This window comes from Streptomyces scabichelini (assembly GCF_011045015.1).
In the GTDB taxonomy this organism is placed as follows: Bacteria; Actinomycetota; Actinomycetes; order Streptomycetales; family Streptomycetaceae; genus Streptomyces; species Streptomyces scabichelini.
Genome location: NZ_JAAKZY010000038.1, coordinates 14050 through 27218, shown reverse-complemented (window position 1 = coordinate 27218; position 13169 = coordinate 14050). Strand labels below are relative to the sequence as shown.

10 protein-coding genes are annotated in these 13169 nt (G+C 67.1%); 3 read left to right on the top strand and 7 right to left on the bottom strand.

Annotated elements, in window-relative coordinates:
* Positions 1-59 precede the first annotated feature (59 nt).
* Positions 60-1526 (top strand): CCA tRNA nucleotidyltransferase, encoded by a 1467-nt coding sequence (locus G5C60_RS14705; protein ID WP_165259071.1) that lies wholly within the window; start codon positions 60-62, stop codon positions 1524-1526.
* A gap of 116 nt (positions 1527-1642) precedes the next feature.
* Here G5C60_RS14705 and G5C60_RS14700 read toward each other — a convergent pair whose 3' ends face one another.
* From G5C60_RS14700 to G5C60_RS14685, 4 genes are all read right to left on the bottom strand, one after another.
* Complete coding sequence (locus tag G5C60_RS14700; RefSeq protein ID WP_165259068.1) at positions 1643-2137, bottom strand: LppU/SCO3897 family protein; 495 nt, start codon at positions 2135-2137, stop codon at positions 1643-1645.
* 101 nt (positions 2138-2238) lie between these two features.
* A complete protein-coding gene (locus tag G5C60_RS14695; RefSeq protein ID WP_165259064.1) occupies positions 2239-3519 on the bottom strand; it encodes an MFS transporter in 1281 nt (426 codons plus the stop codon).
* A 78-nt stretch (positions 3520-3597) separates the two neighbouring features.
* Positions 3598-4680 (bottom strand): inositol-3-phosphate synthase, encoded by a 1083-nt coding sequence (locus G5C60_RS14690; protein WP_165259061.1) that lies wholly within the window; start codon positions 4678-4680, stop codon positions 3598-3600.
* Positions 4681-4723: 43 nt separating this feature from the next.
* Positions 4724-5407 (bottom strand): PadR family transcriptional regulator, encoded by a 684-nt coding sequence (locus tag G5C60_RS14685; RefSeq protein ID WP_165259058.1) that lies wholly within the window; start codon positions 5405-5407, stop codon positions 4724-4726.
* Positions 5408-5781: 374 nt separating this feature from the next.
* Here G5C60_RS14685 and G5C60_RS14680 point away from each other — a divergent pair, with 374 nt between their 5' ends.
* Together G5C60_RS14680 and G5C60_RS14675 are read left to right on the top strand one after the other, a co-directional pair.
* Positions 5782-8484 (top strand): transglycosylase domain-containing protein, encoded by a 2703-nt coding sequence (locus tag G5C60_RS14680; protein WP_165259056.1) that lies wholly within the window; start codon positions 5782-5784, stop codon positions 8482-8484.
* 168 nt (positions 8485-8652) lie between these two features.
* The gene (locus G5C60_RS14675; RefSeq protein ID WP_165259053.1) at positions 8653-10167 is read left to right on the top strand and encodes a glycosyltransferase family 87 protein; all 1515 of its coding nucleotides are present in this window, start codon (positions 8653-8655) and stop codon (positions 10165-10167) included.
* A 79-nt stretch (positions 10168-10246) separates the two neighbouring features.
* Here G5C60_RS14675 and G5C60_RS14670 read toward each other — a convergent pair whose 3' ends face one another.
* The 3 genes from G5C60_RS14670 to G5C60_RS14660 form a co-directional block, all read right to left on the bottom strand.
* The gene (locus G5C60_RS14670; RefSeq protein WP_165259051.1) at positions 10247-11278 is read right to left on the bottom strand and encodes an alanine racemase; all 1032 of its coding nucleotides are present in this window, start codon (positions 11276-11278) and stop codon (positions 10247-10249) included.
* A gap of 65 nt (positions 11279-11343) precedes the next feature.
* On the bottom strand, positions 11344-12465 hold the full coding sequence (gene femX, locus G5C60_RS14665) for a peptidoglycan bridge formation glycyltransferase FemX (protein ID WP_165259049.1): 1122 nt from the start codon (positions 12463-12465) through the stop codon (positions 11344-11346).
* A gap of 221 nt (positions 12466-12686) precedes the next feature.
* Positions 12687-13001 (bottom strand): hypothetical protein, encoded by a 315-nt coding sequence (locus tag G5C60_RS14660; RefSeq protein ID WP_165259046.1) that lies wholly within the window; start codon positions 12999-13001, stop codon positions 12687-12689.
* Positions 13002-13169 lie beyond the last annotated feature (168 nt).

Genomic DNA, 13169 nt, shown 5'->3' with positions numbered 1-13169 from the left:
ACGTGTGCCCGCTCAATGGAGGCGCCCGCGGTCGTCCGCGCCACGTACCCTTTTCTGTTGTGCCGAACGCCAACGAAGACAATCCCAGTGCACTGAGCCAGGTGCAGCACCGCGCGGTGAGCGAACTGCTGCGGGTGTCCCCCGTCGCCGACGATCTCGCCCGTCGTTTCCAGGAGGCCGGGTTCTCTCTCGCCCTGGTCGGCGGCTCGGTCCGGGACGCCCTCCTGGGCCGACTCGGAAACGACCTGGACTTCACGACCGACGCCCGCCCCGAGGACGTACTGAAGATCGTGCGGCCCTGGGCGGATGCCGTCTGGGAAGTCGGGATCGCCTTCGGGACGGTCGGGGCACAGAAGGACGCCCGCGTCGGAGACGCTGTGCAGCGCTTTGAGATCGAGGTGACGACGTACCGCTCGGAGGCGTACGACCGGACCTCGCGCAAGCCCGAGGTGTCGTACGGCGACTCCATCGAGGATGACCTCGTACGCCGTGATTTCACGGTCAACGCGATGGCCGTGGCACTGCCGGAGAAGGAGTTCATCGACCCCCACGGCGGACTACGGGACCTCGCGGAGTGCGCGCTGCGGACGCCGGGCACGCCCGAGGCGTCCTTCTCCGACGACCCGCTGCGGATGATGCGGGCCGCTCGCTTCGCCGCGCAGCTCGACTTCGAGGTGGCGCCGGACGTCGTCGCCGCGATGACGGCCATGGCCGAGCGCATCGAGATCGTCTCCGCCGAGCGTGTCCGGGACGAGCTGAACAAGCTCATCCTCTCCTCGCACCCGCGCAAAGGGCTGACGCTGCTCGTCGATACCGGGCTCGCCGGGCACGTGCTGCCTGAGCTGCCCGCGCTGCGTCTGGAGCGCGACGAGCACCACCGGCACAAGGACGTCTACGACCACTCCCTGATCGTGCTCGAACAGGCGATGGCGTTGGAGGAGAACGGCCCCGACCTCACCCTCCGTCTTGCCGCGCTGCTGCACGACATCGGCAAGCCGCGCACGCGTCGCTTCGAGAAGGACGGCCGGGTCTCCTTCCATCACCACGAGGTGGTGGGCGCCAAGATGACCAAGAAGCGCATGATGGCCCTCAAGTACTCCAACGAGCTCGTGAAGGACGTCGCACGCCTGGTCGAGCTGCATCTGCGCTTCCACGGTTACGGCACCGGCGAGTGGACGGACTCCGCGGTCCGCCGCTACGTACGCGATGCGGGTCCGCTCCTCGACCGCCTCCACAAGCTGACCCGTTCCGACTGCACCACCCGCAATAAGCGCAAGGCTGCCGCTCTCTCCCGCGCGTACGACGGTCTGGAGGAGCGCATCGCCCAGCTCCAGGAGCAGGAGGAGCTGAACGCCATCCGGCCCGACCTCGACGGCAACCAGATCATGGAGATCCTCGGCGTCGGCCCAGGGCCGGTCATCGGCCAGGCGTACAAATTCCTGCTGGAATTGCGCTTGGAGAACGGGCCGATGGAGCACGATGCGGCGGTGTCGGCGCTCAAGGAGTGGTGGGCTGCGCAGAGCTGACTGTGTGCGGCGCGGTCATGTTTCACGTGAAACATGACCGCGCCGCCGCTGGATCCGAAAACGCCGAGGGCCGTTGTTTCACGTGAAACAACGGCCCTCGCGCGTCAGCTGAATCTCTACTTGGAGGAGTACTCCGACAGGCAGAGGGTGAAGTCGCTGCTGCCACCGGTCTCGGTGTACTCGGCGTACTTGGTGCGGTCACAGCCGGAGTCGTCGCTCTTCTTCTGCTCGACCTTGTACGCGGCCTTGGAGTTGCTGCAGTCCACAACCTCGAGCTCCGGGTTGGTGGCGCTGTCCGGGTTGCCGATGCTCATGCAGTCGCCGACCTTGGCTGCGGCTGCGTCGTCCTGGCTTGCCACATAGCCGATGCCCGCGGCGATCAGGGCGGCAACGACGATCCCGATGCGCAGGTAGAACTTGACGCCGCGCTTCCGCTGCTGGGGCGGGACCGGGGCGTACGGCCCGGCCGGCTGCTGCGGGAAGCCGGGCTGGCCGGGCTGCTGCGGGTAGCCCTGAGGCGCCGTCTGGCCCTGAGCGAACGGGTTCTGGCCCTGAGGCGGCTGCCCCTGAGCGTATGGGTTCTGGCCCTGGGGCGGCGGCGGAGTTGTCACTTGAGGGTCCCCCTAGAACGTAGGAGCGCGTAGCGCGAAATAAGACCCACATAAGCTATCGGCCCTCACTGACAACTCAGTACACCAGGGGACCCTCTGTGTCACTGATGTGACACTCGCCGAAGTTCAAAGCGGGCCATAGCCGCAGCAATCGCCGCGTAGATAACGGCCACCGTGACCACCAGCGGTACTGAACGGCCGTCAGGAGGCAGCATCAGGGCGGCAACTCCGGCGGCGCCGACGAAGGCGACGTTGAACAGGACGTCGTACACCGAGAAGATCCGGCCGCGGAAGCCGTCGTCGACGGACGACTGGACCACCGTGTCGGTGGCGATCTTCGCCCCCTGTGTGGTGAGGCCGAGTACGAAGGCCGCGATCAGTATGGACACTTCGGCGAACGGCAGACCGAGGGCGGGTTCCAGGACCGCGGCGGAGCCGGCACAGGCGACGATCCAACCGCCGGGCCCGAGCCTCCTGGCCGCCGCCGGAGTCACCACCGCCGCGGCGAAGAAGCCTGCCCCGGAGATCCCCACGGCCAGCCCCAGCAGAGCGAGGCCGTCCTCATCGGAGCCGGAGGACCAGGCGTAGCGGCACAGCATCAGCACCATGACCGTCAGGGCGCCGAAACAGAACCGCATCAGCGTCATCGCGGTCAGCGCCCAGGCGGCCTCGCGGCGTGCGGGCTCGGCCAGATGGCGTGCGCCCTCCACCAGGCCCCGTGCCGTACCCGCCAGGGCCGACTTCACATGCGGCTGAACCAACTCCGGGTCGGGACCGAGCAGTTCCCGTGCGATCCCCAGCGAGGCGAGCGCCGCGCACAGGTAGAGCACCGCTCCGACGAGGACGACGGCGGCATCGGAGTCCGAGACGACCAGACGTACGACGAAGGCGAGGCCGCCGCCCGCGGTCGCGGCGAGCGTCCCGGCGGTGGGCGACAGGGAGTTGGCCATCACCAGGCGCTCGGAGTCGACGACGCGGGGCAACGCCGCGGACAGGCCCGCCAGGACGAACCGGTTGACCCCCGTGACGCACAACGCGGAGGCATAGAACAGCCAGTCCGGCACGCTGCTCAGGATCAGGAGGGCCGTCAGGGAGGCAAGCAGCGCCCGCAGGAGGTTCCCGTACAGAAAGACCTGGCGGCGTCGCCAGCGGTCCAGCAGCACGCCCGCGAAGGGGCCGACGAGTGAGTACGGGAGGAGGAGGACCGCCATCGCCGAGGCGATCGCGGTCGGCGAGGTCTGCCTCTCCGGCGAGAAGACGACATACGTGGCGAGCGCGACCTGGTAGACCCCGTCGGCGCCCTGGGACAACAGCCGTACGGCGAGCAGACGCCGGAAGTCCCGGAAGCGCAGGAGTACGCGCAGGTCACGCACGACAGCCATGCGGCACAGCCTCACATACAGAGAGGGTCCCCGGGCGCACGACCCGGGGACCCCTCAACAGCCCGTGGAACCAAGCGCTCAGCGCTCGACCTCGCCGCTGATGAACTTCTCGACGTTCTCGCGGGCCTCGTCGTCGAAGTACTGGACCGGCGGGGACTTCATGAAGTAGCTCGACGCCGAGAGGATCGGGCCGCCGATGCCGCGGTCCTTGGCGATCTTCGCGGCGCGCAGGGCGTCGATGATGACACCGGCCGAGTTCGGGGAGTCCCAGACCTCGAGCTTGTACTCCAGGTTCAGCGGGACGTCACCGAAGGCGCGGCCCTCGAGACGGACGTACGCCCACTTGCGGTCGTCCAGCCAGGCCACGTAGTCGGACGGGCCGATGTGGACGTTGTCCGCGCCCATGTCGCGGTCGCGGATCTGGGAGGTGACGGCCTGCGTCTTGGAGATCTTCTTGGACTCCAGGCGGTCGCGCTCCAGCATGTTCTTGAAGTCCATGTTGCCGCCGACGTTCAGCTGCATCGTGCGGTCCAGGACGACGCCCCGGTCCTCGAACAGCTTCGCCATGACACGGTGCGTGATCGTGGCGCCGACCTGCGACTTGATGTCGTCACCGACGATCGGGACGCCGGCCTCGGTGAACTTGTCCGCCCACTCCTTCGTGCCGGCGATGAAGACCGGAAGGGCGTTGACGAAGGCGACCTTGGCGTCGATGGCGCACTGGGCGTAGAACTTCGCCGCGTCCTCGGAGCCGACCGGCAGGTAGCAGACGAGGACGTCGACCTGCTGGTCCTTGAGAACCTGGACGACGTCGACCGGGGCTTCGGCGGACTCCTCGATGGTCTCGCGGTAGTACTTGCCGAGACCGTCCAGGGTGTGGCCGCGCTGGACCGGCACACCGGAGTTCGGGACGTCGCAGATCTTGATGGTGTTGTTCTCGCTGGCGCCGATGGCGTCCGCGAGGTCGAGGCCGACCTTCTTCGCGTCGACGTCGAAGGCGGCCACGAACTCGACGTCACGGACGTGGTAGTCGCCGAACTGGACGTGCATCAGACCCGGCACCTTGGCGGCCGGGTCGGCGTCCTTGTAGTACTCGACGCCCTGGACCAGCGAGGCGGCGCAGTTGCCCACGCCGACGATGGCTACGCGAACCGAACCCATTCCGGTTGCTCCCTGTGTGTTTCGGTGAAGCCCTGAGCGGACTTCACGTGGCGGTGTCGTCGGACGGATCCGGCCCGGGGTTGTCCCCGTGCCGGGGCAGGCCGCCCGACTCTCCAGATGTGCTGTCCTGCTGAGCGGAGCCTTCGGAGGCGGGACGCCGCTGGTCCCGTCCGGCTCGCTCGCTTTCGATGAGCTCGTTCAGCCAGCGCACTTCGCGCTCCACGGACTCCATTCCGTGGCGCTGGAGCTCAAGGGTGTAGTCGTCGAGGCGCTCCCGGGTGCGCGCCAGGGAGGCGCTCATCTTCTCCAGGCGCTCCTCAAGACGACTGCGGCGGCCTTCGAGGACCCGCATCCGTACATCCCGCGACGTCTGCCCGAAGAAGGCGAAGCGAGCGGCGAAGTGCTCGTCCTCGTACGCGTCGGGACCCGTCTGCGAGAGCAGCTCCTCAAAGTGCTCCTTACCTTCTGCCGTCAACCGATAGACGATCTTGGCGCGGCGCCCTGCGAGTGGAGCGGCAGGTGCTTCATCGCGGGCACCCCCCGACTCCTCGATCAACCAGCCGTTGGCGACCAGCGTCTTGAGGCAGGGGTAGAGCGTCCCGTAGCTGAAGGCACGGAACACACCCAGTGAGGTATTGAGCCGTTTACGCAGCTCGTAGCCGTGCATCGGGGACTCGCGGAGCAGGCCGAGTACGGCGAACTCGAGGATCCCGGAACGCCGGCTCATCGTCGCCTCCTCTCTGCAGCAGCCTTGCCGTGACGGACTTTATGCCGAGCTGATGTATCGACTCGATACATCAGCACGATAGAACGGCCATCCGTGTGCGACAAGAGGGGGCATGGTGAACGGCGTCACATCACCGATTCGTAGGAAGCAAGTTGCCTGTTTTGGGGTGACCTTTGGCCCTCGGCAGGTTTTGCCGGTGCGTAGTCTGTGCGCCATGCACACCACCGGGAACCAAGTGACGTTTGGGGACGTCCTCGTCCTCGGTGCAGTACGGATGAATGACAGAACGACCGCATCCGTACTTCGGGGGGACCGGAAACCAGCCGCCGTTTCCAGGCGCGCAAGGGTGCGCCTGCCCGAGGAGTAATCGTTCGATGAGCGAGCACCGTCGCAAACCGCCGCAGCCGCAAGGCGGCGGACGTGCCGCGGCCCGACGCGGTCTGCCCGGTTCGTCCTCCGGCCGCCGTGCGGCACCGCGAGGCGCCACCGGGTCTCCCTCCGGCTCTTATGACACGGGGGGTGAAGAGCGCCCGTACGGTGGCCGTGCCGAGGCCCGGCGGGCGGCACAGAGAAGCAGCAGTGGCGGCGGCCGGCGCAGAGCTGCCGACGGCGCGGGGCGCGGCGGCCACGGTGGCGGCGCCCGCCCCGGCGGGCCGAGCGGGCCCGGCCGCGGCAGGGGCCGTGGAGCCGTGCCGCCCAAGAAGCGGATCATCGACTATCCGCGCGCGGGCAAGTACGGCGCGGCACGGTGGGTGCCCTCGTGGAAGCTGGTGACGGGTACGTTCATCGGCTTCTTCGGCAGCCTGATGGTTGTCGCGGGCATCGCGTACGCCATGGTCGGCGTCCCGAACGTCGCCCAGGCGGCGTCGGCGCAGAACAACGTCTACAAATGGGCCGACGGCAGCACGATGGTCGCCACGGGCGGCGAGACGAACCGCCAGATCATCAGCTACGCCCAGATCCCCGAGGAGATGCGCTACGCCGTCATGTCGGCCGAGAACAAGACGTTCGAGACCGACAGAGGCGTGGACCCCGTGGGCATCGGACGGGCCTTGTTCAACATGGCCAAGGGCGGCGACACGCAGGGTGGCTCCACCATCACCCAGCAGTACGTGAAGAACGCGCTGCTGAACGACCAGTCGCAGACGGTTACGCGCAAGTTCAAGGAGCTGTTCATCTCCATCAAGGTCGGCGCCACGGTCGACAAGAAGGAGATCATGGCCAACTACCTGAACACCGCCTACTACGGACGCAACGCCTACGGAATCCAGGCGGCCGCGCGCGCGTACTTCAACAAGGAGGCCAGCGACCTCGACGCCAGCCAGTGCGCCTTCCTGGCGGCGATGCTCAAGGGAGCCACGTACTACGACCCGGCGGGTTCGGAATCGATCGACCCCGCCGCCACTCCTGAAGCGAACCGCAAGCGGGCCACGGAGCGATGGAGCTGGACCCTCGACGAAATGGTCAAGGACGGCCATCTTCAGGCCTCGGAGCGGGCCAAGTACAAGGAGTTCCCCAAGACCCAGAGCCCGCGGTCGAACACTCAGCTCAGCGGCCAGACCGGCTATCTCGTCGACCTCGCCAAGTCGTACATCGTCAACAACTCCGACAAGACCGGGATCACCGCCGAGGACCTCCAGCAGGGCGGCTACACGATCCAGACGACCTTCGACAAGAAGATGGTCAATCAGCTCGAAGACGCGGTGAAGAAGGTCCAGAAGGACAACATCAAGCCGAAGGAGCGTCCCGACACGGACAAGTACGTCCAGTTCGGCGGAGCGTCCATCGATCCGGAAGACGGCGCCATCAAGGCCATCTACGGCGGCGAGGACGCGACGAAGCACTTCACCAACAACGCCGACCAGACCGGTGCCCAGGTCGGTTCCACGTTCAAGCCGTTCGTGCTGGCGTCCGCCATGTCATGGGGCGTGCGCGATCCCGACGGTGACGAGATCCAGGCACAGGACGAGCGCACAATCGTCTCGCCGAAGAGTCTCTACAGCGGCAAGAACAAGCTCAAGATCAAGGAGTACGACGGCAACGTCTGGCAGGACAAGAAGGGCAGGGAGTGGCTGCAGAAAAACGACGGTGGTGAGTCCTACAACGCGCCGAGCTACCAGATCGACCTCCGCGAGGCGATGAGGGTCTCGGCGAACTCCGCCTACGTGCAGCTCGGCATGGACGTGGGCCTGGACAAGGTCAGGGAGGCAGCGCTCAACGCGGGCGTCCTGAAGACCAGCCTGGCCAGCGCCAACTACCCGTCCTTCTCGCTCGGCACCTCCGACCCCAGTGCGATCCGTATGGCAGGGGCGTACGCCACCTTCGCGGCCAGCGGCAAGCAGAATGATCCGTACTCGGTCAAGGAGATCGAGGACAAAGACGGAACGATCTTCAGGCACGCGGACGTCGCCAAGACCAAGACGGCCTTCACCCCTCAGGTCGCCGACAATGTCACCGACGTTCTGAAGACCGTCGTGGAGGACGGCACCGGCACCGCGGCAGAGCTCACGGACCGCGAGGTGGCGGGCAAGACCGGTACCACCGACGGCAACAAGTCCGCCTGGTTCTGCGGCTACACCCCGCAGCTCTCCACCGCGATCTCCATGTACCGCATGGACGACAACGAGAGCAGCAAGAAGCGCGAGTTCCTGGAGATGTACGGAACGGGTGGCCAGACGAAGATCCACGGTGCCTCGTTCCCGGCCGAGATCTGGCACGACTACATGGAGGACGCGCTCAAGGGCAAGCCCAAGGAGGAGTTCCCGACGCCCGAGCCCATTGGTGAGGTCGTCAACGACGTCCCGGTCCCGAGCGTGACCCCGTCGGCCCCCGAGCCTGACGTGGAGGAGAGCCCGACGCCGACCCCCACGCCCAGCGAGACCCCGACCAGTCCTTCGCCCTCGCCGAGCAACACCTGCGATCCGTTCGACATCGAATGCAACAACAACGGTGGAACCGACACGGGTGGAACCGATACCGGCGGAACCGACGGAGGTGTGACCGCCTCGCCTACGGAGTCCGAACCCGGCAACAGCAGAGGTAACGGCAACGGAGGCCTCTTCGGAGGCACCGGGTAGTGGTCACCGTGTGTGTTTCACGTGAAACACACAGTTTCACGTGAAACAAGGGCCGCCGCACCGACAGGGTGCGGCGGCCCTTGTCGTACATGGGCGAGGGCCTCCACTCAGGCGACAAGCCATGGCCCCGACTGCAGGACGACCACGCTCTCAGTTACGTACGGCAGGATGGGCAGCATGCCGAGTGCAGAGACGAAGCGAGTGAGTGAGCACGAGCCGGAGCCGGTACGGCCGACCAAGGAAGACACGGTCGCCGCGTCCGGCAGCGAGCTGATCGGCGGCCCCATCGGACGGCGCGCGCTGCTCGGGATGTCCTGGTGGACCCCTGTACGCGTCGTCGCGCTCGTCGCGATCGGCATGTTCGCCCTCGGCATGGTGCAGAAGCTGCCCTGCTACGACGGCGCCTGGTTCTTCGGGGCCAGCTCGCAGTACACGCACGCGTGCTACTCGGACATTCCGCACCTCTATCAGGGCCGCGGCTTCGCCGACGGGCTCGTGCCGTACTTCGACAAGCTCAACGGCGACATGGAGTACCTCGAATACCCGGTGCTGACCGGCGTGTTCATGGAAGTCGCTTCCTGGCTGACGCCGGGCAGCGGCAGCATCCAGGGCCAGGAAAAGATCTACTGGATGGTCAACGCGGGGATGCTGATGGTGTGCGCGGCGGTCATCGCTGTCTGCGCGACTCGCACCCACCGCCGGAGGCCCTGGGACGGGCTGCTGGTCGCCCTCGCACCCGCCGTCGCGCTCACCGCCACCATCAACTGGGACCTGTTGGCCGTCGCCCTGACTGCCGCCGCGATGCTGATGTGGTCGCGGAGCCGCCCGCTCGCCTTCGGTGTTCTGTTGGGTCTTGCCACGGCCGCCAAGCTTTATCCCGTCCTGCTCCTGGGGCCGCTGCTCGTGCTGTGCTGGCGCGCGGGCAGGTGGCGGGAGTTCGGCACCGGGCTGTTCGGGGCGGCGGGTGCCTGGCTGGTCGTCAACCTCCCGGTGATGCTGCTCGCTCCCGAGGGCTGGTCGAAGTTCTACACATTCAGCCAGGAGCGCGGCGTCGATTTTGGCTCCTTCTGGCTCATCCTGTCCCAACGCATGCAGAGCCCTCTCAGCACCGACACCGTCAACACGCTCGCCACGGTGCTGATGCTGCTCTCCTGCGTGGGCGTCGCAGGGCTCGCGCTGACCGCCCCACGCCGGCCGCGCTTCGCCCAGCTCGCCTTCCTGATCGTCGCGGCCTTCATCCTCACCAACAAGGTCTACTCCCCGCAGTACGTGCTGTGGCTGGTCCCTCTCGCCGCGCTGGCGCGCCCCAAGTGGCGGGACTTCCTGATCTGGCAGGCGTGCGAGGTCGCGTACTTCCTCGGGATCTGGATGTACCTCGCGTACACGACCAGCGGCGACGCCCACAAAGGACTGCCGACCGACGGCTATCAACTCGTCATCGTCATCCACCTGTTGGGGACGCTCTATCTGTGTGCCGTGGTCGTACGCGACATCCTCATGCCCGAGCGGGACGTCGTACGCCGGGCCGGGGACGACGATCCGTCGGGCGGCGTACTGGACGGTGCGGAGGACGTCTTCGTGCTGGGCTCCGCGGCCCGTCCGCCGCGGCATGCGGTGCACTTCGACGGGCCGCACGTGAAGTGGGGCAACCGGGGCACGCCGACGGGTGGGAGTTCGCCCTGAGCGAACAGGGCGCAGAGAAGCCAAGCAAGAGGCCGTACACGGACTCCGTGTACGGCCTCTCTGCTGAGGATTTGGGCGATCAGCGCTCGACGATCCGGTCGAACTGCGTGGTGGTGTGCCGCAGATGGGCCACCAGCTCCTCGCCGACCTTCGGTTCCGGAGCGTCCGCCGGCACGAACAGGATCGACACCTGCATGTGCGGGGGCTCCGCGAACCAGCGCTGCTTGCCGCCCCAGACGAACGGAGAAAGGTTCCGGTTCACCGTGGCGAGGCCCGCACGGGCGACGCCCTTGGCGCGCGGCATGACGCCGTGCAGGGCCTTCGGAGCCTCCAGGCCCACCCCGTGCGACGTACCGCCGGCCACGACGACCAGATAGCCGTCCGAGGCAGCCTTCTGCTGCCGGTAGCCGAAACGGTCGCCCTTGGAGACGCGCGTGACGTCCAGGACGGCTCCGCGGTATTCGGTCGCCTCGTGGTCTCCCAGCCACAGCCGCGTGCCGATGCGGGCGCGGAAACGGGTCTGCGGGAACTGCTGCTGCAGGCGGGCGAGTTCCTCGGCCTTCAGATGGCTGACGAACATGGTGTGCAGCGGCAGCCGGGCCGCGCGCAGCCGGTCCATCCAGCCGATGACCTCCTCCACGGCGTCCGAGCCGTCGGTACGGTCCAGCGGCAGGTGGATCGCGAAGCCTTCGAGCCGCACGTTCTCTATGGCGGCGTGGAGCTGGGGGAGGTCGTACTCGCTCACACCGTGCCGCTTCATCGAGGACATGACCTCGATGACGACGCGCGCGCCCACGAGGCCGTAGACCCCGTCGACCGACGAGACGGAGCGGATCACGCGATCGGGCAGCGGCACGGGCTCCTCGCCTCGTCTGAACGGCGTCAGCACCAGCAGGTCGCCGCCGAACCAGTCCTTGATGCGCGCGGCCTCGTACGTCGTGCCGACGGCCAGGACGTCCGAGCCGAGACGTGTGGCCTCGTCCGCCAGCCGCTCGTGACCGAAGCCGTAGCCGTTGCCCTTACAGACGGGGACGAGCCCCGGGAACTGCTCGGACACGTGCTTGTGGTGCGCCCGCCAGCGCGCGGTGTCGACGTAGAGGGTGAGCGCCATGGCCGGACCTGGAACCTTTCTCGTGGCTGCGGTGTATCAGAGGTATGAAGGCAAATTCTGAGGCGTCAGCGGCGGGACATGTAGATGTCGAGCGCCTTGTGGAGCAGCTTGTTGAGCGGGAAGTCCCACTCGCCGAGGTACTCGGCGGCCTGTCCGCCCGTGCCCACCTTGAACTGGATCAGGCCGAAGAGGTGGTCCGTCTCGTCCAGCGAGTCGGAGATGCCCCTCAGGTCATAGACCGTGGCACCGAGCGCGTAGGCGTCGCGCAGCATGCGCCACTGCATCGCGTTCGAGGGCCGGACCTCACGCCCGATGTTGTCCGAGGCGCCGTACGAGTACCAGACGTGCCCGCCGACGACCAGCATCGTCGCGGCGGACAGGTTCACGCCGTTGTGCCGGGCGAAGTAGAGCCGCATGCGGTTGGGGTCCTCGTTGTTGAGAGCCGTCCACATGCGCTGGAAGTACGAGAGCGGGCGGGGCCGGAAGTGATCGCGTACAGCCGTGATCTCGTAGAGGCGCTGCCACTCCTCCAGGTCCTGGTAGCCGCCCTGGACGACCTCGACGCCCGCCTTCTCGGCCTTCTTGATGTTGCGTCGCCACAGCTGGTTGAAACCCTTGTGGACGTCCTCCAACGACCGGTTGGCAAGCGGCACTTGGAAGACGTAGCGAGGCTGTACGTCGCCGAAGCCGGCCCCGCCGTCCTCGCCCTGCTGCCAGCCCATGCGCCGCAACCGGTCGGCGACCTCGAAGGCGCGCGGCTCGATGAAGTCGGCCTCGATGTCGCGCAGCCGCTTCACGTCCGGGTCCTGGATGCCCTTCTTGATCGAAGAGGCCTCCCAGCGTCGGATGATCACCGGCGGGCCCATCTTCACCGAGAAGGCACCCTGCTGCTTGAGATGGGCGAGCATGGGATCCAGCCACTCGGTCAGATTCGGCGCGAACCAGTTGATGACCGGACCCTCGGGCAGATAGGCGAGGTAGCGCTTGATCTTGGGAAGCTGCCGGTACAGCACGAGGCCCGCCCCGACCATCTCGCCGGTCCTGTCGTCGAACCATCCGAGGTTCTCGGAGCGCCACTCCGCCTTGACGTCTGCCCAGGCGGGGACCTGCATGTGGCTTGCCGCGGACAGACTCTGGATGTACGCCAGATGCTGTTCTCGGCTGATGGTCCTCAGGGTCAGGCTCATTCGGGGCGCTCCTCGGGCTGGTGTGTCCCCATGGGTACAGGGGCTCCGGCTCTCGCGCCGAAGCCTACTGCGCCCTGCGAGCGCCCCGTCTGGCCCTACGGAACCTGGGTCCGGCCGATACACGGCCGGGACAGCCAGAAGTGTTCTCCAGCCGTTGGACCGGGAGTTCGGACCGGGAGTGGGGGGCCGTCCGCCGACGTCCCCGTCCGTCGGGAGACGGCTCAGCCGATGACTCCGCCGAAGAGACCGCCGTGCGCCATGCCGAGCATGAAGCCGACACCCGCCGCACCGAGACCCAGAATCAGACCGAAGCGCTCCCGGGTCGTCACGGAGACGAACTGTCCGGCCGCTCCCGTGATGATCCCCAGCAGCCCCGTCCAGGAGCTGATCAGATGCAGGTGGTGGAACATCGCCGTGATGAAGGACGTCGCCCCCAGCACCAGTGTTACGGCGAGCAGCGTGTCCTGGAGCGGGTGGGGCTTGTGATCGGTGGCGAACAGGGATCCGGCGACGTTGGGGCGCACTGTCTGTGCCATAGGGCACCTCCTGCGGAAAACGGCGCATCGTAGCGCCATACACACCCGATGTGTACAGATTGGCGGCCCCCACCCCCTGATTTCAACCGGAAGCGGGTGTGCGGGTAGTCTGTACCGTCTGCACCGGTGTCTGCCCAGGCCATGGCACGACCCCCACTCGGTCCGCTG

Bases quoted from the DNA above. Each gene is read 5' to 3' on its own strand.
- G5C60_RS14675 (WP_165259053.1), top strand. From the start codon at position 8,653: ATGGGCAGCATGCCGAGTGCAGAGACGAAGCGAGTGAGTGAGCACGAG.
- G5C60_RS14680 (WP_165259056.1), top strand. From the start codon at position 5,782: ATGAGCGAGCACCGTCGCAAACCGCCGCAGCCGCAAGGCGGCGGACGT.
- G5C60_RS14685 (WP_165259058.1), bottom strand. From the start codon at position 5,407: ATGAGCCGGCGTTCCGGGATCCTCGAGTTCGCCGTACTCGGCCTGCTC.
- G5C60_RS14690 (WP_165259061.1), bottom strand. From the start codon at position 4,680: ATGGGTTCGGTTCGCGTAGCCATCGTCGGCGTGGGCAACTGCGCCGCC.
- femX (WP_165259049.1), bottom strand. From the start codon at position 12,465: ATGAGCCTGACCCTGAGGACCATCAGCCGAGAACAGCATCTGGCGTAC.
- G5C60_RS14670 (WP_165259051.1), bottom strand. From the start codon at position 11,278: ATGGCGCTCACCCTCTACGTCGACACCGCGCGCTGGCGGGCGCACCAC.
- G5C60_RS14695 (WP_165259064.1), bottom strand. From the start codon at position 3,519: ATGGCTGTCGTGCGTGACCTGCGCGTACTCCTGCGCTTCCGGGACTTC.
- G5C60_RS14660 (WP_165259046.1), bottom strand. From the start codon at position 13,001: ATGGCACAGACAGTGCGCCCCAACGTCGCCGGATCCCTGTTCGCCACC.